This is a genomic window from Sphingomonas sp. LR55 (assembly GCF_036856015.1).
In the GTDB taxonomy this organism is placed as follows: Bacteria; Pseudomonadota; Alphaproteobacteria; order Sphingomonadales; family Sphingomonadaceae; genus Sphingomonas.
Map to the genome: position 1 here is coordinate 166,575 of NZ_JASPFO010000001.1, position 19,786 is coordinate 186,360.

A 19,786-nucleotide genomic window follows, 5' to 3' on the forward strand; every position below is an offset into this window, starting at 1 on the left:
CAGATATCGGCTTCAGTAAGACAGTGAACCGCCTCCTGTGCCTCGCCCTCTTGTCGTTCCCCCTCGCGGCATGCGGGCCAGGCAAGCCATCCAGTACGCAAGTCGCGGCCGGGCAGACCGCCAAGCAGGCCAAGAAGTCCGCCGGCGACCCCCGCATCCCCTGCGCCCGCGGGCCGCAGCGCTCGAAACGGTCTGCACGATCGAACAGGCCAAGGGCGAGACTGGCCCGATCCTGACGATCCGCCACCCCGATGGCGCGTTCCGCCGCCTGCTCGTGACCAACGACGGCCGCGGCGTCGTCGCGGCGGACGGGGCAGAGGTCGCGAAGGTTGGCCTGGTCGAGGGCAACGGTATCGAGGTGACGATCGGCGACGCTCGCTATCGCCTCCCGGCCACAGTCAAGAGCGCGACCAAGCCGTCATGATTCACATCGAGGGCCAGGCGATCCTGACCGCCGCCGAAATGCGCGCGGCGGAAGACGCGGTAATCGCCGGAGGCGTGTCGGTCGAAACGTTGATGGAGCGTGCCGGTACTGCAATCGCGCACGCGGTCCGCCGGTTGGCCGGCGCGAACGACGTGCTGATCCTGTGTGGCCCCGGCAACAACGGCGGCGACGGCTATATCGCGGCACGGGTGCTGGTGGAAATGGGCGTGGCGGTCCGCGTCGCGGCGCTGTCGACTCCGAAGACGGATGCGGCAAAGTCGGCAAGGGCAGGGTGGTCCGGCCCGGTCGAAACGCTGGCGGCGGCGATGCCCGCCCCGATCTTGGTTGACGCGCTGTTCGGCACCGGTCTGACCCGCCCGCTCGATTCCGGTTCGACACCCACCCCCAACCGTTCTCCCGCGGACGCGGGGGCCCAGCTGAGTTCCGAGCGCTCACCCAACGGCCTACTCTGGGCCTCCGCGTCTGCGGGGGAACGGTCTGTGGTCGAGTGCCTTCACGCACTCGCCAACGCCGCCCAACTCAGCATCGCAGTAGACCTCCCCAGCGGCCTCGCTACCGACTCCGGCCAAGCCCTCAGCACGCCCCCGGTCTTCCACCTCACCCTCGCGCTCGGCGCCGTAAAACCCGCGCACCTCCTCCAACCTGCCGCGCGCTACTGCGGCCAGATCTGCCTCCTCGACATCGGCGTCCCAACGACCAGCGAAGCCGAAGTCCTCAAACCCCCGGTCCTCCCAGCTCCCGGCCCGGACTCGCACAAATATACCCGCGGCATGGTGGCAGTCATCGCCGGCACCATGTCAGGCGCGTCCGACCTCGCAGCGCTCGCCGCGATGCGCGCCGGCGCAGGCTACGTAACCCTGCTCGGCGACAGCCAAGGCCCGCCCCACGCGCTCGTCCGCGCACCGTTCACCGACCACGCGCTCGCCAACGACCGCATCGGCGCACTCGTGATCGGCCCCGGTCTCGGCCGCGACGACCTCGCCAAAACCCGCCTCGAAGCGGCACTGATCTCAAACCACCCACTGATCATCGATGGCGAGGCGCTCCGCCTCATCGCGCCCGAGCGGATCAAGGCGCTGACGGTCCCAGTCATTCTCACGCCCCACGCCGGCGAGTTCGACGCGCTCTTCGGCAAATCCGATGCCGACAAGATCGCGAGAGCCCGAGACGCAGCCGTCCGCGCGAACGCCGTCGTCGTTTTCAAGGGCGCCGACACCGTCATCGCCTCGCCCGATGGCCGCGTCCGCATCGCACAGGACGCCAGCGACTGGCTCTCCACCGCCGGCACCGGCGACGTTCTCGCCGGCGCGATCGGTGCGATGCTGGCGGTAAAACTCGATCCGCTCGACGCAGCCTGCGCGGGAGTGTGGCTCCACGGTGACGCTGCCCGACGATTGAGGCCCGCATTCATCGCCGACGACTTGGCGGAAGCGCTCCGGTCGGCCAGAGCGGCCCCATGACCACTGACTCGACCTCTGAATCGAATATCGACACGATCGTCCGCGTCGCAGCCCGCGGCGACGGCATGACCGCCGACGGCCGCCACGCCGCCTTCTCGGCCCCCGGCGACACGCTCTCTGCCGACGGCACCGTGATCCCCGGCCCGCACCACCAGACTCCCCTGCATGCATTTCCCGACCTGCGGCGGCTGCCAGCTCCAGCATCTCGACGACCAGGCCTATGCCGCGTTCGTCACCGATCGCATCGCCTCCGCGCTCGACGGCCAGGACCTGTCCGCGCCGATCCGCACCCCGCACATCTCCCCGAGCGCAGCCGCCGCCGCGCGACGCTCCACGCCGAGGCCAAGGGCGGCAAGATCACGCTCGGCTTCACCGCGGAGAAGGCACACACGATCGTCGACATCAAGGAATGCTGGATCCTCGATCCGCGCCTGTTCGCGCTCGTTCAGCCGCTCCGCCAGCTGCTCAAGCGCCTCAATTTCCGCCGCCGCGCGGACATTCACCTGACGCTCGCCGACCAGGGCGCGGACATCCTGATCACGGGGTTCGCCCCCGAAGGCCTGCCCGCCGCCGAAGCGCTCACCAAATTCTGCGAAGATCACAAGATCGCCCGCGTAGCCTTCGATGACGGCCTCGGCCCCGAGACGCGCTGGGAGCCTGACGCGGTCACGATCACGCTCGGCGGCGTCCCCGTGCCGCTCCCGCCGGCGTCGTTCCTCCAGGCCACCCCCGATGGCGAGGCCGCACTCACCGCCGCCGTGCTCGAAGCGATCGGCAAGCCCGCTACGGTCGCCGATCTGTTCGCCGGCCTCGGCACCTTCACACTGGCGATCCCCGCCAAGGTCTACGCGGCCGAAGGCGCACGCGACGCACTCGGCTCGCTGAAGGCCGCCGCGCACCGGACCCAGCGGCCCGTCTACCCCGAGCACCGCGATCTCTATCGCCGCCCGCTGACAGTCGCCGAACTCGACCGCTTCGACGCGGTGGTGATCGATCCGCCCCGCTCGGGCGCGCGCGAACAGGCGACCGCGCTGGCGGAGTGCAAGACGCCGGTGATCGCCTATGTCTCGTGCAACCCGGCGAGCTTCGCGCGGGATGCCAAGGAGCTGTGCGACGCGGGTTGGCGGATCGACTGGGTTCAGCCGGTCGGCCAGTTCCGCTGGTCGACGCATGTCGAGTTGGCTGCCAAGTTCGTCCGCTAACCGAAGAAGATTGTTCCCCCGCGAAGGCGGGGGCCCAGTCTAGACCCCCGCCTTCGCGGGGGAACAAGCTTCCTACGGGTAGACGGCCCTCACGAAGAACAACCCGTCAGGCGGCGCATTCAGCCCCAGCATCGCCCGATCCTTCGCCGCGAGCGCAGCCGCAACATCGCCAACCGCCCAACGCCCCATACCCACCAACGCGAGGCACCCGACCATCGACCGCACCTGGTGATGCAGGAACGACCGCGCCGCCGCGTACACGAACAGCCGCTCCCCCTTCCGCACCACCTCCAGCCGGTCCAAAGTCCGCACCGGACTATCCGCCTGGCAATGCGCCGACCGAAACGTCGTGAAGTCATGCCGCCCAACCAGCGCCCCCGCAGCCTCCGCCATCGCCCCCTCGTCCAGCAACTGCGGCACCTGCCAAGCCAGCCCCGCCTCGAACGTCAGCGGCGCGCGCCGGTTGACGATCCGATACTCATACGACCGCCCGACGCACGAAAACCGCGCATGCCAATCGTCGTCGACCACCTCGCACGCCAGCACAGACACCGGTGCCGGCTTCACCAGCGCATTCAGCCCTTCCATCAACCGAAACGCGGCGAGCGGCTTCGCGATGTCGACATGCGCGCGCATCGCCATCCCGTGCACCCCCGCATCGGTCCGCCCCGCCGCTTGCACCGACGCGGTCTCGCCGGTCATCTTAAGCACCGCGGCCTCCAGCGCCGCCTGCACACTCGGTCCGTGCTTCTGCCGCTGCCAGCCCATGAACGGCCGCCCGTCGAACTCCACCGTCAACGCGAACCGCGTCAAAGCTGCGTCCCCGACCGAATCGGAAACCCGCGCAGCATTTCCTCAGCAGACGTCACGCCACGCCCCGCCCGCTGCACCAAGGTCGGCCGGATCGCCCCGTCGCCGCACCCGATCGTCAGCTCGGCATTGACCGTCAGCCCCTCGCACCCAAGAAACGAGAACGGCAACACGTCCGCCGCCAGCACCTTCACCCGCTCACCGGCATGCTCGAACCAAGCCCCCGGCGCCGGGTTCATCGCCCGCACCAGCCGCTCGACCTCGACCGCCGACCGCTCGAAATTGATCCGCGCCTCCGCCTTCTCGATCTTGGCGGCGTAGGTAACGCCCTCCTCGGGCTGCGGCCGGGCAGGGTAGGCGTCGAGATCGCCCAGCACCTCGACCATCAACCGCGCCCCCATCGCCGACAGCTCGGACGTCAGATCCCCCGCGGTCTTGCCGACGATCGGCGTCCGCCCCTCGAGCCGAACCGGCCCGGTATCCAGACCCGCCTCCATCTGCATGATCCCGACACCCGTCTCGGCATCGCCAGCAAGGATGGCCCGCTGCACCGGCGCCGCCCCGCGCCACCGCGGCAACAGCGACCCATGCACGTTGAGACACCCGAACCGCGGCGCCTCCAGCACCGCGCGGCAGAATAAGACCATAGGCCGCAACGACCGCCACATCCGCGTTCAAGGCCGCAAACGCCTCGCGCGCCTCAAGCCCGTCCGGCAGAGATGCCTTGAACGACACCGGCGTCCGCACTTCGATCCCCAGCGCTTCCGCCCGGACCTGCACCGGCGAAGGCACCAGTTCGCGCCCACGCCGCCCGCCCGGTCGCGCCGGCTGGCAATACGCCGCCACCACGTCATGCCCCGCCGCGACGAGAGCCTCCAGCACCGGCACTGCGAAGTCCGGCGTTCCCATGAAGATGATCCGCATGGCTCTCTCGAACACGCTGGCGGGGAGCCGCGCAACCCCCTATCTGTTCCCTATGGCATCCCCCGAGATCGAGGCGCTGACGCAGGCGCTGGCCCGGCTCCCTGGCCTAGGCCCCCGGTCCGCACGTCGCGCCGTGCTGCATCTGCTCAAGAAGCGCGACGCGGCGCTGGGTCCCTTGCGTGAGGCCCTCACCGCGGTCGACGAGCGGCTGGAGAATTGCTCGACCTGCGGCAACGTCGACACCACCAACCCCTGCGCGATCTGCGCCGACCCGCGCCGCGACCAGCGTTCGCTGTGCGTCGTCGAGGAAGTCGCCGATCTCTGGGCATTGGATAGGTCCCGCCTGTTCCCCGGCCGCTTCCACGTCCTAGGCGGGCGGCTGTCCGCACTCGAAGGCATCCGTCCGGAGGATCTCAGCATCGACAGCCTCGTCCGCCGCATCGAAGCCGGCGGCATCGACGAAGTCGTCCTCGCGATGAACGCCACGCTTGAGGGCCAGACCACCGCGCACTACATCGCGGAGCGCATCGAACGCTTCCCCGTCCGCGTCACGCAGCTCGCACATGGCCTGCCGGTCGGCGGCGAACTCGACTATCTCGACGAGGGCACGCTGGCGCAGGCACTTAGGGCAAGGCGGCCAATGGCTTGAGCCAAGTCCTTGACGCACCCGGCACGCGTACCTTAGCGGACGCACTATGACCGTCATGACCGTTCTCGAAGTCCCCGATCCCCGCCTGCGCCTCGTCGCCGAGCCGGTGGAGACGGTCGACGACTCCACCCGCACGCTCGTCGCCGACATGATCGAGACGATGTACGACTTCAACGGCATCGGCCTCGCCGCGACCCAGGTCGGCGTGCAGCAGCGAGATCCTCGTCATCGATCTCCAGGAGGAGAAGGACGAGGACGACAAGCCGATCAAGAACCCCAAGGCGTACATCAACGCCGAGATTCTCTCGGTCAGCGACGAGGTCTCCACCTACAACGAAGGGTGCCTCTCGATCCCCGAGCAGTATGCCGAGGTCGCGCGCCCGGCGCGGTGCCGCGTGAAGTGGCTCGACGAGACCGGCGCGGCGCATGAAGAAGATTTCGACGGGCTGCTGTCGACCTGCATGCAGCACGAGATCGACCATCTCGACGGCGTGCTGTTCATCGACCACATCAGCCGCCTCAAGCGCGACATGGTGCTGAAGAAGCTGGCGAAGCAGCGCAAGCTGGGCTGAGGGGCGGGGGCGTCGCTGCTCTCTGTTCTGAGAGTGCGTCCCTGAGAGCGCGGCTTATTTGCCCAACACGAAACCACCCCGGCGAAGGCCGGGGCCCAATTGGGGAACGTCGCCAACTGAGCGCAGTCCCTCGTTATTGAAACCTTTCCAATTGGACCCCGGCCTCGCCGGGGTGGCGCTATTCGGCGAGGGTGTCGGAGCGCCCCCTTTCTAGTTCCCCCCGCGAAGGCGGGGGCCCAGGACCACGAACACTACCGCCAGTAACCCTGGACTCCCACCTCCGCGGGAGAACAACATATTCCGATTGTCCTACATCAACCGTTCGACGTATGTTCCACGCATGACGTCTCCAATCCCCTTCCGAACCCAGCCGCCCGCGCGCGCATTCTCACTTCCGAAAATGCTGCGCCAGGGTCTGCACTTTGTGCACTTCCAGCTAAATTCGAGCGTGCAAAATGGCTGAGTTCGCCATCATCGCCATCCTCGCGCTAGCCGCCGGCATCCTCCTCGGCTGGCTGCTAGCCTCCCGTCGAGCCGCCACCCTAGCCAGCGAACTCGCCGTCGCGCAGACCAAGGTCGCCGACGCCGACCTCATCCGCACTGCGCGGGATGCGGTCGAACGCGAACGCAACGCCGCGATGCAGGACCTTGCAACCCTCCGAGCCCAAAATGCCGAGCGCGCCACCGACACCGATCGCCTCCGCCTCGACCTCGCCACGATCCGCGCCGATCGCGACGCCGCCCGCACCGAGATCGCCACGATCAAGGCGCAAGGCGAGGCGTTCGAAGCCCGCCTGCTTGAACTCCGCGAAGCCAAGGACCTGATGGCCGCACAGTTCGGCGACGTCGCCAACAAGCTGCTGAGCGACGCGCAGAAGACCTTCCTCGAACGCGCCGACGCCCGCTTCCGCCAGTCCGAAGAGTCCGCCGGCCTCAACCTCAAGTCGATGCTGCAACCCGTCAGCGACCGCCTGCAACGCTACGAAGAAGGCGTCGCCAAGGTCGAAGCCGAGCGCCGCGACGCATTCGGCGACCTCAAGGGGCAAATCGAACAGATGCGCCTCGGCCAGGAAAAGGTCTCGACCGAAGCCGCCAAGCTCGTCAATTCGCTCCGCAACGCCCCTAAATCCCGCGGCCGCTGGGGCGAGCAGCAGCTGAAGAACGTCCTGGAAACCTGCGGCCTCAGCGAACATACTGACTTCCAGACCGAAGTCTCGGTTGCGGTAGGCGACGACGGCGCCCGCCTCCGCCCCGACGCGATCATCCGCGTCCCCGGTGGCCGGGCGCTGGTGATCGACGCGAAGGTTTCGCTCAACGCGTACCAGGATGCATTCGGCGCGGTTGATGATGCCGAACGCCTGATCGGCCTAGCTGCCCACGCAGCCTCGATGCGCGCACACGTCAACGGCCTCGGCAACAAGGCCTATTGGAGCCAGTTCGCCGACACCCCCGACTACGTCATCATGTTCGTCCCCGGCGAACACTTCCTTTCCGCCGCGCTCGAACACGACCCGACGCTCTGGGACTTCGCTTTTGAAAAGCGCGTGCTGCTCGCCACCCCCACGAACCTGATCGCGATCGCCCGCACCGTCGCGGCGGTCTGGCGCCAGGAAAAGCTCGCCAACGAAGCACGCAAGATCGGCGAACTCGGCAAGGAGATGCACGACCGCCTCGCCAAGGTGGCGGACGACCTGCGGAAGGTCGGCGTCGGCCTCAACAGCGCGGTGAAGAATTTCAACGGCTTCACCAATTCGTTCAACGGCCGCCTGATGGTAACGGGTCGCAAGTTCCGCGACCTGAACATCGAGACGGGTGCGCGAGATCTTGAGGACGTATCCTCGGTCGACGCGCTGGCGCTAGGCGAGGGGCCCGCTTTGATCGAGAAGCCGGAGAACGTCGAAAGCTGAGACTAGCAGTTGTGAACCACCCCGGCGAAGGCCGGGGCCCAATTGGGGGACCCGAATGATGGACGCTGCGATCCGTTACTCCAGCTTTCCCAATTGGGCCCCGGCCTCCGCCGGGGTGGTAAGGAAGTAAAGTTCTTGCACCGAAAACCGATCGGTACAAAAATCGTTCACCTCCCGGCAACCTTTCCCAACGCTGCGCATTAACCGGATAACACCCCCAAGAGTCACCCGGTCATGAAACACCTCGTCCCCATCCTCTGCGCCCTCATCCCCTTCGCAGCAATGATCGGCGCCTGCGTAACCTGCCCCTGACACCCACCGCAAAAAGCACAAAAGAAAAGGCCCGCCCGGATCGCTCCGGGCGGGCCTTTCTGTATCGGCTAGAAGGGAAGCGAAGGGATCAACCCTGCGCCTCTTCCTCTTGGTCGCGCGGTGCTTCGGCGGTCGCGCCGGGCTCTGCGTTCGGATCGTAATCCTCGACGAAGCCAGCCTCGTCGCGCTCGAACATCGACGACATCACGTCGACGCCCGAAGCCTGCATCTCGGCCTCTTCAGGCGAGCGGGCGACGTTGACCTTGACGGCCACCGACACCTCGGGGTGCAGCGATACCTTGACGGTGTACACGCCGATCGCCTTGATCGGCTTGTCGAGCACGATCGCCGACTTGCCGACCTTGTGACCGTCGGCCACCAGCGCATCGACCAGATCGCGAACCGCGACCGAGCCGTAGAGCTGACCGGTGTTCGACGCCTGACGGATCAGGGTCACGGTCGCGTCGTTGAAGGTCTTCGCTTCGGTCTCGGCATCGCTGCGACGCGATGCGTTGTCCGATTCGATCTTCGCACGGTTCGACTCGAACACCTTGCGGTTGGCTTCGTTCGAACGAAGCGCCTTCTTGTTGGGAAGCAGGAAGTTACGCGCGTAACCGTCCTTGACCTTCACCACGTCGCCGATAGCACCAAGCTTTTCGACGCGCTCAAGCAGAATGACGTCCATGTGGGCGTGTCCTTACTTAACGATGTAGGGCAGCAAGCCCAGATGACGCGCACGCTTGATGGCCTGGGCCAGTTCGCGCTGCTTCTTTGCGGCCACCGAAGTGATACGCGACGGGACGATCTTGCCACGCTCGGACACGAAGCCCTGCAGCAACCGGACGTCCTTATAGTCGATCCGGGGAGCGTCTTTGGCGGAGAACGGGCAGCTCTTGCGGCGGCGGAAGAATGGACGTGCCATGTTTATTCAGCTCCTCTTCGCGGTCACGACGGGGACCACGGTCCGGACGATCGCCACGATCGGGACGGCCCTCACGGCCACCTTCACGGTCGCCACGACGCTCGCGGTCACGATCCTGCTTGCGCATCATCACGGTCGGGCCCTCTTCGAGGGTGTCGACCTTGACCGTCATGTAACGGATGATGTCTTCGTTGATCTGGGTCTGGCGCTCCAGCTCTGCGATCACGCTGCCCGGGGCATCGATCTCGAGCATGACATAGTGCGCCTTGCGGTTCTTGGCGATCTTGTACGCCAGCGAACGCAGGCCCCAGTTCTCGGTCTTTACGACCCGACCTTCGTTGTCGTTCACGATCTTGGTGGCGATTTCCGCCAGTGCGTCCACCTGCGCTTGTGCCAGATCCTGGCGCGCAAGGAACACGTGCTCGTAAAGAGCCATGTCTTGTCCTTCGTCTTGGCCGATCGCTGATACACGCCCCATGCGTGCACCCCTCCGGCTGTCGTCTCTAGAATGCAAACAGGGGCGAGAGACGCGAATCTCTCACCCCGGTTGTAATGGGCCTTAGCCGATTATCCGGCAAAGGCAAGGTTGGCGTTGGGTTTACCGGCCCTATTACCGGAACGCGCCGCCACGGACCTGAACCACGTTGCCGCGGCCGTTGATCAGGATCGCGTCGTTGCCCGAGCGGACCCACTGGCTGCCACGCGGCGGGGCGGCGAGGCGATAGTTGCGATACGTCGTGATCACCCGGTAGTTCTGAGCATAGCGGCGATCGAAGCGCTGGCCGGCGCGCCAGTTGCGATACTGGTTCGGGCGGACGACGGTCTTCTTGGTGACGACGGTGCGGCCGTTGTTGTTCTGGCGCACGGTGGTCACTTCGCGGCGCTGCTGTGCCTCGGCCGGGGCTGCGGCGAGCAGCGGGCTGGCGACGAGGGCAGCGGTCAGTGCGCTGAGGATGAACTTCTTCATGGTAATCTCCCGTTTGAAACACGGCGCCGTTGTGCGGCGTCATCCCTAATCTGGGACCGGATTGTCGCAGGCGCTTGTCGCAAGGTCGGCGAAATGGTCGCATATTGTCGCAAGGCCGCGGGGTTCGTTCAGGTTGCAACTCGACGCGCACCTTTATAGGCCCCGCGCTCAAACGAAGACCCAACATAGAGGAGAGGCCATGCGCGCGTTCATCTTCCCCGGCCAGGGGAGCCAGTCTGTCGGCATGGGCAAGGCGCTCGCCGACGCCAGTGCCACCGCCCGCGAGGTCTTCGCCGAAGTCGACGAGGCGCTCGGCCAGCACCTTTTCCGCCTGATGAGCGAAGGGCCGGCGGACAACCTCCTCCTCACCGAGAACGCGCAGCCCGCGATCATGGCGAACGCGATCGCCACCTTGCGCGTCGCCGAAAAGGAAGGCGGCCTCCGCCTCGCCGACAAGGCCGATTACGTCGCCGGCCACAGCCTCGGCGAATATACCGCCTTGTGTGCCGCCGGTGCGCTCGACCTGTCGACCACCGCCCGCCTCCTTAAACTTCGCGGCCGCGCGATGCAGGCGGCGGTTCCGGTGGGCGAGGGCGCAATGGCCGCGCTGCTCGGCACTGATCTCGAAAAGGCGCAGGTCATCGCCGGCGCCGCAGTCGACGCGATCCTTGCGGAGGGCGGCCCCGAACTGATCTGCACCGTCGCCAACGACAACGACCCGTCGCAAGTCGTCATCTCCGGCCACCGCCTCGCCATCGAAAAGGCGATCGCACTGGCCAAGGACCTCGGCGCCAAGCGCGCGGTATTGCTCCCCGTATCCGCCCCCTTCCACTGCCCCTTGATGCAGCCTGCTGCCGAAGCGATGGAAGCCGCCCTCCTGGACGCCGACCTCCGCGCGCCCCTCGTTCCCGTCTTCGCCAACGTAGATGCCACTGCAGTCGCCGACCCAGGCGCAATCCGTCACCTGCTGGTGCAACAGGTAACCGGCATGGTCCGCTGGCGCGAATCGGTGTTGGCGATGCATGCGGCGGGCGTCGGCCACTTCGTCGAATTCGGTGGCAAGGTGCTCAGCCCGATGGTCAAGCGCATCACTCCCAACGCCGAAACGACGAGCGTCATCACCATGGACGACATCGAGGAATTCGTGAAGAAGATGTGATTCACGCGAAGGCGCAAAGGCGCGAAGATGATGGATCTCGAGGCTGCCGCTTCCGACGTCATTGATGTGTCGCTTCGCCTTCACCGGGAGCTTGGGCCTGGATTGCTTGAAAGCGTCTACGAGACTGTCTTGGCGAGCAAGCTCGCCAGTCTGGGATATGAGGTCGAGCGGCAACGCTCTGTCTCGATCGATTTCGAAGGGCTGCATTTCGACGCGGCGTTCCGGATCGACCTCATCGTCGGCAACCAGCTACTGGTTGAAATCAAGTCGGTCGAGCGGCTGAACGCCGCTCATGCAAAGCAACTGCTGATCTATCTGCGACTAACCAAACAGCCCTTGGGGCTACTGATCAACTTCGGAGGCGAAACGCTAAAGGAGGGGCTCCGCCGGATCGTCAACGGCTACACCCCCTTCGCGCCATCGCGCCTTCGCGTGAACAAAATCTGATGGAGACCAAAATGTTCGACCTCACAGGCATGACCGCCCTCGTCACCGGGGCATCCGGCGGGATCGGGTCCGAGATCGCCAAGGCCCTGGCCGCGCAAGGTGCACGCCTAGCCGTGTCCGGGTCCAACGCGGACAAGCTCGAAGCCTTCCGCGCGAGCCTCGGCGGCGACCACGTCGCGCTTCCCTGCAACCTGTCTGACGCCGCCGCCGTCGATGCGCTCGTCCCGCAAGCCGTCGAGGCGCTCGGCGGCAAGCTAGACATCCTCGTCAACAACGCCGGCGTCACCCGCGACAATCTCGCAATGCGGATGAAGGACGACGAGTGGGACAGCGTCATCCGCGTCAACCTCGAGGCTGCGTTCCGCCTCATGCGCGCCGCCGCCAAGCCGATGATGAAGGCAAGGTTCGGCCGGATGATCTCGGTCACCTCGATCGTCGGTGTCACCGGCAACCCCGGCCAGGCGAACTACGCCGCGTCGAAGGCCGGCCTGATCGGCATGTCGAAATCGATGGCGCAGGAACTCGCCAGCCGCGGCATCACCGTCAACTGCGTCGCCCCCGGTTTCATCACCTCGCCGATGACCGACGCGCTGCCCGACGCGCAGAAGACCGCGCTCACCGCGAAGATTCCGGCCGGTCGCCTCGGCGAAGGCGCAGACATCGGCGCGGCGATCGTGTACCTCGCTAGCCGTGAAGCCGGGTACGTCACGGGACAAACCGTGCACGTGAACGGCGGGATGGCGATGATCTGAACTTGCGCGCTGAACTGCCGCGTTCTAGGTGCGTTCAGGAAATACCGAAAACCCCCAGATTTGAAGAGGGAACTACCATGAGCGAGACAGCTGACCGCGTGAAGAAGATCGTCGTCGAGCATCTCGGCGTCGAAGCCGACAAGGTGACCGAGGACGCGAGCTTCATCGACGACCTGGGCGCAGACAGCCTCGACATCGTCGAACTCGTCATGGCGTTCGAGGAAGAATTCGGTGTCGAGATCCCCGATGATGCCGCCGAGAAGATTGCGACCGTCAAGGATGCGATCACCTACATCGACGAGCACAAGGCCTGATCAGGGTTTAGGGTCCGAGACTTTGGACCTGCCCTGATGGGTGTGATTTGAGCGGCTCCCCGTCCTTGGGCAAAGAGGGCGGGGAGCCGTTTCGTTTTGAGAGCAGACGGAGTTTGAAGCCATGCGGCGTGTCGTCGTAACCGGGCTAGGCCTGGTCACCCCCTTGGGGGCGGATGTTGAAACGGCCTGGGCGAATATCCTCGCCGGCAAGTCGGGCGCGGGCCCGATCACGCGCTTCGACGCGTCGGATCAGGTGTGCCGCATCGCCTGCGAGGTGAAACCGGCCGACCACGAATATGGCTTCGATCCCGGCAAGCGTGTCGACCACAAGGTCCAGCGCCAGGTCGATCCGTTCATCATCTACGGCATCGACGCCGCTGGTCAGGCCTTAGAAGATGCCGGCCTCACCGAGATGACGCTCGAAGAGAGCTGGCGTGCCGGCGTCTCGATCGGCTCGGGCATCGGCGGCCTGCCGGGCATCGAGAGCGAATCGATCGTGCTCCACACCAAGGGTCCGCGTCGCGTCTCGCCGCACTTCGTCCACGGCCGTCTGATCAACCTGATCTCTGGCCAGGTCTCGATCAAATATGGCCTGCGCGGTCCGAATCACGCGGTCGTCACCGCCTGCTCGACCGGGGCGCACGCGATTGGCGATGCAGCGCGGATGATCGCGATGGACGATGCCGATGTGATGCTCGCGGGCGGCGCGGAGGGCACGGTCTGCCCGCTGGGTATCGCCGGGTTCGCACAAGCCCGGGCGCTGTCGACCAACTTCAACGATTCGCCCGAAAAGGCCTCGCGTCCCTACGACAAGGACCGCGACGGCTTCGTGATGGGCGAGGGCGCTGGTGTCTTGGTGCTCGAAGAGTACGAGCACGCGAAGGCACGCGGCGCGAAGATGTATGCCGAGGTGATCGGCTACGGCCTGTCGGGCGACGCGTACCACGTGACCGCACCGCATCCGGAAGGTGACGGCGCCTTCCGATCGATGCAGATGGCGATCAAGAAGTCGGGCCTCGCGCTCGAGGACATCGATTACATCAACGCGCACGGCACCTCGACGCCACTCGGCGATGAGCTTGAACTCGGCGCGGTCCGCCGCCTGTTCGGCGATGCGATCTCCGGTCTGTCGATGTCGTCGACCAAGTCCGCGATCGGCCATCTGCTTGGCGGCGCCGGCGCGGTCGAGAGCATCTTCTGCATCCTCGCGCTGCGCGACCAGATCGTCCCGCCGACGCTGAACCTCGACAATCCGAGCGACAGCTGCGTGGGGGTCGATCTCGTCCCGCACGTGGCCAAGAAGCGTGAAGTCCGCGCGGTGCTGAACAACTCGTTCGGTTTCGGCGGCACCAACGCGTCGCTGGTGATGACGAAAGTTCGTTAAGAAGGTTTGTTCCCCCGCGAAGGCGGGGGCCCAGACTGGGCTCCCGCCTTCGCGGGGGAACAAGAGGTAGTGATGCGCAAGGTCGGCTGTTTCGGACTCGTCTTAGGCCTTGCGGCCGTCGTCGCGCTGTTCCTGGTCGTTCAAGGCTGGGGCGGCGCTGGCCCGGCCCCCGCACGCTGACCGTGCAGATCGGTGAAGGCAGCACGCTGGCCGGCGCTGCCACCGAACTCGAAAAGGCCGGCGCGATCCCCTCAGCCCGCCGCTTCCGCCTCTACGCCCGCGTGTTCGGCTCGGGCGATCCGATCAAGGCGGGCGAATACCGCATCGCGCCGCACACCAGCCAGTCCGACATCCTGAAACTGATGCAGGCCGGCAAGGTCGTCCAGCGGCTGGTAGTAGTGCCCGAGGGCTATCCCTCGGTCCTCGTTCATGACGCGCTGATGAAGGCGGACGGCCTGACCGGAACCGTGCCGATCCCCGCAGAAGGTTCGATCCTGCCCGACAGTTATGCGTTCGAGCGCGGCGACACGCGCGCTTCAGTAGTCGCGCAGATGCAGTCGGCGATGAAGGCGTATCTCGCCAAGGCCTGGGCGGCGCGCAAGCCGGGTATCGCCGTGACGACCCCCGAACAGGCGATCATCCTCGCCTCGATCGTCGAGAAGGAAACCGGCAAGCCCTCCGAACGTCGCACGGTCGCCGCTGTGTATGGCAACCGCCTGCGCAACGGCATGCCGCTCCAGGCCGATCCGACCGTGATCTACCCGATCACCAAGGGGCGCCCGCTCGGCCGTCGCATCCTGCGCTCCGAACTGCAGGCGAAGAACGGCTACAACACCTATGCCGAAGCCGGCCTGCCGGTCGGCCCGATTGCCAACCCCGGCCGCGCCTCGATCGACGCGGTGCTCGACCCGGCGCAGACGCAGGCGCTCTACTTCGTAGCGGATGGTACCGGCGGCCACGTGTTCGCGAACACGCTGGCGGAACACAACGCCAACGTGAAGAAATGGTACGCCATCCGCAAAGCCCGCGGCGAGATGTAATCCTCCCCGGAACGGGGAGGGGGACCATCCGCAGGATGGTGGAGGGGGCTCACCGCGAGCGTACCGTCAGTGGCGGGATACGGCAGGCGGTACGCTCGCGGCGCTCCCCTCCACCCCGCCGCTGCGCGTCGCGGTCCCCCTCCCCGTGCCGGGGAGGATTTACCCCCGCTTCGCGTCACCCCCGCTTCGCGTCACCCCCGCAGCGCGTTAGCCGCGCGCGCCTTGATCTCGATCTCGGCCATCGTGCCGCCGGTCACCCAGCTCCCGCCAACACAGAGCACCGGCTTGAACGTCAGCCACTCGGGCGCACTCGCCTCGGTGATCCCGCCGGTCGGGCAGAAGCTGCACTGATAGAACGGCGCGGCCAGAGCCTTGAGCGCCTTCAAGCCGCCATTCGCCTCGGCCGGAAAGAACTTGAAGTGCGTCAGCCCAAGGTCGAGCCCGGTCATGATGTCCGCCGCATTGGCGATCCCGGGCAGGAACGGAATGCCGCTCTCGATGATCGGCATCGCGAGGCGCTCGGTCAGCCCCGGCGACACGATGAACTCCGCTCTCGCATCGCGGACCTGCGCGAACTGCTGCGTATTGACGACGGTCCCGGCGCCGACGATCGCGCCAGGCACTTTCTTCATCTCGGCGATGGCTTCGAGCGCAGCGCCGGTGCGCAACGTCACCTCGAGCACGCGCAGGCCGCCGGCAACCAGCGCCTCGGCGAGCGGTCGTGCGAGCGCTGCGTCCTCGATCACCAGCACCGGGATGACGGCGCTGGTCTGCATGATATCGGCGATAGTTGCGGTCATTGGGTGTGTTCCTGTGCGAAGGCGGCCGCGGCGCCGAACAGGCCGGGCTGGGGATGGGTGATGAGCTTGACGGGCATCGCCGCCATCATGCCCTGGAAGCGACCCTTGGCGACGAAGCGTTGGTCGAAGCCCGAGCGGATCAGGCGATCCTTGATCCGGAAGCCGAGGCCGCCCGCGATCACGACAGCCTTGGCACCCTGTGCCAGCGCCAGATCGCCCGCGACCGCGCCGAGCGCGAGGCAGAACCGGTCGAGCGCGGCGAGTGCGATCGAATCGGTGCCGTCGATCGCCTCGGTCCAGATCGTCTTGTCGTCATGGCTGGGCACCGCGCGGCCTTCCAAAGCGGCAAGCGTCTCATAGATCGCGACGATGCCGGGCCCCGCGACGACGCGCTCGGCGGATACGCGTGTGAAGGTCTTGCGCAGGCGGCTCAGCAACGCATCCTCGATTCCGTCGAGTGGGGCGAAGTCCATGTGGCCACCCTCGGTCTCCAGGACTTGGTAGCCGTTCTTGCGCCGCAGCAGCTGCGCGACGCCGAGCCCGGTGCCGGGACCGCAGATCGTCGTGATGCCCTCGGAGGGCAGCGGCGTATCGGGGCCGCAGAGATGAATGAAGTCGCTGCTCGGCACCTGCGCAACGGCATGACCGACCGCGCCGAAATCGTTGACCACCACCCACTGGTCCGCCTTCAGCCGCTCGGTGATCAGCGACTTGCGGATGATCCACGGGTTGTTCGTCAGCCGGATGACGTCGTTCGCAACCGGCGACGCGACCGCGATCGCGAGCGCGCGGGGGAGGGGCGGCCGAGCCCGGCCTCGAACGCCTGGTACGCGGTCTGGAGCGACGCGTGGTCCGCGGTCTTCAGCGTCGCCGGCTCGCCGAGCGACACGACGCGGCCATTCTCGACCTCGGCAATCGCGAAGCGCGCATGCGTCCCGCCGATATCTGCCGCTACGATTTCCATGTCATCCTCCGTCCGTTTTCATCATTACCGCCACCCCCGTCATCCCAGCGAAAGCTGGGATCTCAGGCCGCATAGTCCGTCCCCGTGGCGCGAGGTCCCGGCTTTCGCCGGGATGACGGGGGTGTGGCTGAGGCGACGGCGGCGTTTGAGACTTGTTCTAAAGCCCAGCGCCCGCCAGCATCGCCGACGCGCCCTTCTCGGCCTCGTCGGCAAGCCCGCGGAACATCCCGAACAGCTCGCGGCCCATGCCGCTCACCGGTGGCGGTATCGCGACCATCTCTCGGGTTGCCCAGACGTCCGCATCAACCAAGGCTTCAAGCGTGCCATTCACAGCGTCCACCCGGATCACGTCGCCATCGCGGATCAACCCGATCGCGCCGTCGAGCAGCGCTTCGGGCGAGCAATGGATCGCGCACGGCACCTTGCCACTTGCCCCCGACATCCGCCCGTCGGTGACCAGAGCCACCTTGAACCCACGATTCTGCAAAACGCCCAACGGTGGCGTCAGCTTGTGCAGCTCCGGCATCCCGTTCGCGCGCGGCCCTTGGAAGCGGACGACGACGACGACGTCCTTCTCCAGCTCGCCGCGCTTGAAAGCCTCGATCACGTCGAGCTGGTCGTCGAACACCATCGCAGGCGCCTCGACGATCCAGCGTTCGCGCTCGACCGCCGACACCTTGATGCACGCACGGCCGATATTGCCCGCGAGGATCCGCATCCCGCCATCCGGCGAGAACGGCGCCGTCGCAGGACGTAGGATCGTCTCGTCGCCGCTATCGGGCGTATCGCGCCAGCCGAGCGTGTCGCCCTCGACGACCGCGGTCTTCGCATAGGCCGACAGGTCGTCGCCACCGATCGTCATGATATCGCCGTGCAACAACCCTTCGCCGAGCAGTTCGCGGATCACATAGGGCATGCCCCCGGCCGCTTCGAACGCGTTCACGTCCGCCGAGCCATTGGGATACACGCGCGCGATCAGCGGGACCGCGCAGGAGAGGCGGTCGAAATCCTCCCAGTCGATGATGATCCCCGCCGCGCGAGCGATCGCCGGAACGTGGAGCAGATGATTGGTCGAGCCGCCGGTCGCGAGCAGGCCGACCGCGGCGTTCACAATCGCCTTCTCGTCGACGCAATGCCCGAGCGGCCGATACGAATCGCCACGCGCGCCGATCTTCGCCAGCCGATGCACCGCCGCCCTCGTCAATTCCTGCCGCAGCTTGGTGCCCGGATTGACGAACGCCGCGCCGGGCATGTGGAGGCCCATGACCTCCATCATCATCTGGTTGGTGTTCGCCGTGCCGTAGAAGGTGCACGTGCCCTTCGAATGATACGCGCCGATCTCGGCTTCGAGCAGCTCGTCGCGCCCGACCAGCCCCTCGGCGAACTTCTCGCGAACCGCGGCCTTCGCCTTGTTGGGCAGCCCGGTCGGCATCGGGCCGCCGGGGATCAGCACCATCGGCAGATGCCCGAAGCGCAGTGCGCCCATCAGCAGGCCAGGCACGATCTTGTCGCAGATGCCGAGCAACGCGGCACCCTCGAATGTCCCATGTGACAACGCAATCGCGGTGCTCAGCGCGATCGTATCGCGGCTGAACAGCGACAGCTCCATCCCCGGATAGCCTTGCGTCACGCCGTCGCACATTGCCGGCACGCCGCCCGCGACCTGCGCGGTCGCACCCGCTTCGCGCGCCCAGATCTTCATCAGCTCGGGATAGCGATAGTAGACGGCGTGGGCCGAGAGCATGTCGTTATACGCGGTGACGATGCCGATGTTCATGCCGGCATCGGCCTTCATCGCGTCGCGGTCTTCCTCGGTCCCGGCATAGGCGTGCGCGAGGTTCGCACAGCCCAGACCCGGACGCCGGACCTGCGCCGCCGCCTCGCGCTCGATCAGCGCAAGGTAGGCGGCTCGGCTGTCCCGAGACCGCTCGATGATCCGGTCGGTGACCGCGGAGACGACGGCGTTGAGCATCGTCACGGTGCCCAGTGCACGTCGACCGGCAGCTCGACCTCGGCCAGCACGCGGCCGATCGGGTAGGACGACGACGGCCCCTGTTCGATCGCCTGCTCGAGCACTTTCTTCTTCGCGTCGCCGGTGATCATGATCATCAGCGCCTTCGACGATGCGATCGCCGCCGCCGACAACGTCACGCGTGCGAGCGGAGCCTCGGGTGGCAACGGATCGGGCATCACGCCGAGTGCACGACGCTCCTTGGGACCGCTCAGCGCCTCGTCGTAATCGGGGCCGGGGAAGATCGACGCGGTATGCCCGTCGCCGCCCATGCCGAGCAGGCAGAAGTCGAGCGGCCAGTGCAGGTCCTGCATCAGCGCATCCGCCGACCGGCCTGCCGCCTTGTAGTCCGACATCGCGTCGGGGACGATCGGCTTCACGCGCGCCCTTGGGGAGGAAGATCTTCGCCAGTGCGGTCACGTTCGACAACGGATCGCCGAGCTTCACGATACGCTCGTCGCCAGGGATGATCGTGACCTTCTTCCAGTCGAGCTTCGCCTGGGCGAGCTTCTCATACGCAGCGAACGGCGTCTTGCCACCCGCCAGCGCGATCACCGCCGAGCCACGCGCGTCGAGCGCACTCTCGATGACGAACTGGATATCGCCCGCGACTGCGTTGGCGAGCTCGTCGGAATCCTCGTAATCCCACCATTCGATTTCGGTCATAAACTTGAACTCACTCAGAAAATTGCTGTCAAAAATGCCGTTCGTGCCGAGTAGGGATCGAGCGAAGTCGAGATCCCGT

Annotated in this window: 15 protein-coding genes and 7 pseudogenes; 12 read left to right on the plus strand and 10 right to left on the minus strand. The window is 66.3% G+C overall.

The window, feature by feature from the left end; genetic code table 11:
• The first annotated feature begins 70 nt into the window (after window positions 1-70).
• The 3 genes and pseudogenes from QP181_RS00790 (at window position 71) to QP181_RS00800 (ending at window position 3,107) form a co-directional block, all read left to right on the plus strand.
• Window positions 71-424, plus strand: coding sequence for a hypothetical protein (locus tag QP181_RS00790; RefSeq protein WP_333927262.1), 354 nt, complete (start codon window positions 71-73; stop codon window positions 422-424).
• The gene (locus tag QP181_RS00795; RefSeq protein ID WP_333927263.1) at window positions 421-1,905 is read left to right on the plus strand and encodes an NAD(P)H-hydrate dehydratase; all 1,485 of its coding nucleotides are present in this window, start codon (window positions 421-423) and stop codon (window positions 1,903-1,905) included. Before QP181_RS00790 ends, QP181_RS00795 begins: the two co-directional genes overlap by 4 nt.
• A pseudogene (locus QP181_RS00800) lies at window positions 1,902-3,107 on the plus strand (class I SAM-dependent RNA methyltransferase). Before QP181_RS00795 ends, QP181_RS00800 begins: the two are co-directional and overlap by 4 nt.
• Window positions 3,108-3,179: 72 nt before the next feature.
• Here the strand turns inward: QP181_RS00800 and truA are convergent.
• The gene (truA, locus tag QP181_RS00805; protein ID WP_333927264.1) at window positions 3,180-3,920 is read right to left on the minus strand and encodes a tRNA pseudouridine(38-40) synthase TruA; all 741 of its coding nucleotides are present in this window, start codon (window positions 3,918-3,920) and stop codon (window positions 3,180-3,182) included.
• A pseudogene (fmt, locus tag QP181_RS00810) lies at window positions 3,917-4,841 on the minus strand (methionyl-tRNA formyltransferase). The gene truA and the pseudogene fmt overlap by 4 nt, the downstream one beginning before the upstream one ends.
• A 52-nt stretch (window positions 4,842-4,893) precedes the next feature.
• Here fmt and recR point away from each other — a divergent pair.
• The 3 genes and pseudogenes from recR (at window position 4,894) to QP181_RS00825 (ending at window position 7,969) form a co-directional block, all read left to right on the plus strand.
• Complete coding sequence (gene recR / locus QP181_RS00815) at window positions 4,894-5,490, plus strand: recombination mediator RecR (protein WP_056052820.1); 597 nt, start codon at window positions 4,894-4,896, stop codon at window positions 5,488-5,490.
• Window positions 5,491-5,536: 46 nt separating this feature from the next.
• A pseudogene (gene def, locus QP181_RS00820) lies at window positions 5,537-6,062 on the plus strand (peptide deformylase).
• 455 nt (window positions 6,063-6,517) lie between these two features.
• Window positions 6,518-7,969 (plus strand): DNA recombination protein RmuC, encoded by a 1,452-nt coding sequence (locus tag QP181_RS00825; RefSeq protein WP_333927265.1) that lies wholly within the window; start codon window positions 6,518-6,520, stop codon window positions 7,967-7,969.
• Between the two features lie 400 nt (window positions 7,970-8,369).
• Here QP181_RS00825 and rplI read toward each other — a convergent pair whose 3' ends face one another.
• The 4 genes and pseudogenes from rplI to QP181_RS00845 all read right to left on the minus strand — a co-directional run bounded on the left by rplI (window position 8,370) and on the right by QP181_RS00845 (window position 10,170).
• Complete coding sequence (rplI, locus tag QP181_RS00830; protein ID WP_056050886.1) at window positions 8,370-8,966, minus strand: 50S ribosomal protein L9; 597 nt, start codon at window positions 8,964-8,966, stop codon at window positions 8,370-8,372.
• 12 nt (window positions 8,967-8,978) lie between these two features.
• Entirely contained in the window at window positions 8,979-9,203 is a 225-nt protein-coding gene (gene rpsR, locus QP181_RS00835; RefSeq protein ID WP_031393978.1) for a 30S ribosomal protein S18, read from the minus strand.
• Window positions 9,204-9,213: 10 nt separating this feature from the next.
• A pseudogene (rpsF, locus tag QP181_RS00840) lies at window positions 9,214-9,639 on the minus strand (30S ribosomal protein S6); the annotation flags it as partial.
• A gap of 174 nt (window positions 9,640-9,813) precedes the next feature.
• Window positions 9,814-10,170, minus strand: a complete 357-nt coding sequence (locus QP181_RS00845) for an RcnB family protein (protein WP_333927266.1) — start codon at window positions 10,168-10,170, stop codon at window positions 9,814-9,816.
• Between the two features lie 199 nt (window positions 10,171-10,369).
• Here QP181_RS00845 and fabD point away from each other — a divergent pair, with 199 nt between their 5' ends.
• The 6 genes and pseudogenes from fabD (at window position 10,370) to mltG (ending at window position 15,266) form a co-directional block, all read left to right on the plus strand.
• The gene (gene fabD / locus QP181_RS00850) at window positions 10,370-11,329 is read left to right on the plus strand and encodes an ACP S-malonyltransferase (protein ID WP_333927267.1); all 960 of its coding nucleotides are present in this window, start codon (window positions 10,370-10,372) and stop codon (window positions 11,327-11,329) included.
• A gap of 27 nt (window positions 11,330-11,356) precedes the next feature.
• A complete protein-coding gene (locus QP181_RS00855) occupies window positions 11,357-11,776 on the plus strand; it encodes a GxxExxY protein (protein ID WP_333927268.1) in 420 nt (139 codons plus the stop codon).
• A gap of 11 nt (window positions 11,777-11,787) precedes the next feature.
• Window positions 11,788-12,528 carry a 3-oxoacyl-[acyl-carrier-protein] reductase gene (fabG, locus tag QP181_RS00860; RefSeq protein WP_136189701.1) on the plus strand — a complete coding sequence of 247 codons (741 nt, stop codon included), beginning with the start codon at window positions 11,788-11,790 and terminating at the stop codon, window positions 12,526-12,528.
• 77 nt (window positions 12,529-12,605) lie between these two features.
• A complete protein-coding gene (locus QP181_RS00865; RefSeq protein ID WP_031393971.1) occupies window positions 12,606-12,842 on the plus strand; it encodes an acyl carrier protein in 237 nt (78 codons plus the stop codon).
• A gap of 121 nt (window positions 12,843-12,963) precedes the next feature.
• Complete coding sequence (gene fabF, locus QP181_RS00870; RefSeq protein WP_060526942.1) at window positions 12,964-14,226, plus strand: beta-ketoacyl-ACP synthase II; 1,263 nt, start codon at window positions 12,964-12,966, stop codon at window positions 14,224-14,226.
• 72 nt (window positions 14,227-14,298) lie between these two features.
• Window positions 14,299-15,266, plus strand: a pseudogene (gene mltG, locus QP181_RS00875) (endolytic transglycosylase MltG).
• A gap of 191 nt (window positions 15,267-15,457) precedes the next feature.
• Here mltG and eda read toward each other — a convergent pair.
• From eda to pgl, 4 genes and pseudogenes are all read right to left on the minus strand, one after another.
• Window positions 15,458-16,066, minus strand: a complete 609-nt coding sequence (gene eda / locus QP181_RS00880; protein WP_333927269.1) for a bifunctional 4-hydroxy-2-oxoglutarate aldolase/2-dehydro-3-deoxy-phosphogluconate aldolase — start codon at window positions 16,064-16,066, stop codon at window positions 15,458-15,460.
• Window positions 16,063-17,030: pseudogene (gene glk / locus QP181_RS00885) on the minus strand (glucokinase). Before glk ends, eda begins: the two are co-directional and overlap by 4 nt.
• 157 nt (window positions 17,031-17,187) lie before the next feature.
• A complete protein-coding gene (gene edd, locus QP181_RS00890; RefSeq protein ID WP_333927270.1) occupies window positions 17,188-19,002 on the minus strand; it encodes a phosphogluconate dehydratase in 1,815 nt (604 codons plus the stop codon).
• Between the two features lie 2 nt (window positions 19,003-19,004).
• Window positions 19,005-19,707, minus strand: a pseudogene (gene pgl, locus QP181_RS00895) (6-phosphogluconolactonase).
• Window positions 19,708-19,786: the final 79 nt, after the last annotated feature.

Coding starts and splice junctions, on each gene's coding strand:
- QP181_RS00790 (WP_333927262.1), top strand. CDS start 71: ATGCGGGCCAGGCAAGCCATCCAGTACGCAAGTCGCGGCCGGGCAGAC.
- QP181_RS00795 (WP_333927263.1), top strand. CDS start 421: ATGATTCACATCGAGGGCCAGGCGATCCTGACCGCCGCCGAAATGCGC.
- recR (WP_056052820.1), top strand. CDS start 4,894: ATGGCATCCCCCGAGATCGAGGCGCTGACGCAGGCGCTGGCCCGGCTC.
- QP181_RS00825 (WP_333927265.1), top strand. CDS start 6,518: ATGGCTGAGTTCGCCATCATCGCCATCCTCGCGCTAGCCGCCGGCATC.
- rplI (WP_056050886.1), bottom strand. CDS start 8,966: ATGGACGTCATTCTGCTTGAGCGCGTCGAAAAGCTTGGTGCTATCGGC.
- rpsR (WP_031393978.1), bottom strand. CDS start 9,203: ATGGCACGTCCATTCTTCCGCCGCCGCAAGAGCTGCCCGTTCTCCGCC.
- QP181_RS00845 (WP_333927266.1), bottom strand. CDS start 10,170: ATGAAGAAGTTCATCCTCAGCGCACTGACCGCTGCCCTCGTCGCCAGC.
- fabD (WP_333927267.1), top strand. CDS start 10,370: ATGCGCGCGTTCATCTTCCCCGGCCAGGGGAGCCAGTCTGTCGGCATG.
- QP181_RS00855 (WP_333927268.1), top strand. CDS start 11,357: ATGATGGATCTCGAGGCTGCCGCTTCCGACGTCATTGATGTGTCGCTT.
- fabG (WP_136189701.1), top strand. CDS start 11,788: ATGTTCGACCTCACAGGCATGACCGCCCTCGTCACCGGGGCATCCGGC.
- QP181_RS00865 (WP_031393971.1), top strand. CDS start 12,606: ATGAGCGAGACAGCTGACCGCGTGAAGAAGATCGTCGTCGAGCATCTC.
- fabF (WP_060526942.1), top strand. CDS start 12,964: ATGCGGCGTGTCGTCGTAACCGGGCTAGGCCTGGTCACCCCCTTGGGG.
- eda (WP_333927269.1), bottom strand. CDS start 16,066: ATGACCGCAACTATCGCCGATATCATGCAGACCAGCGCCGTCATCCCG.
- edd (WP_333927270.1), bottom strand. CDS start 19,002: ATGCTCAACGCCGTCGTCTCCGCGGTCACCGACCGGATCATCGAGCGG.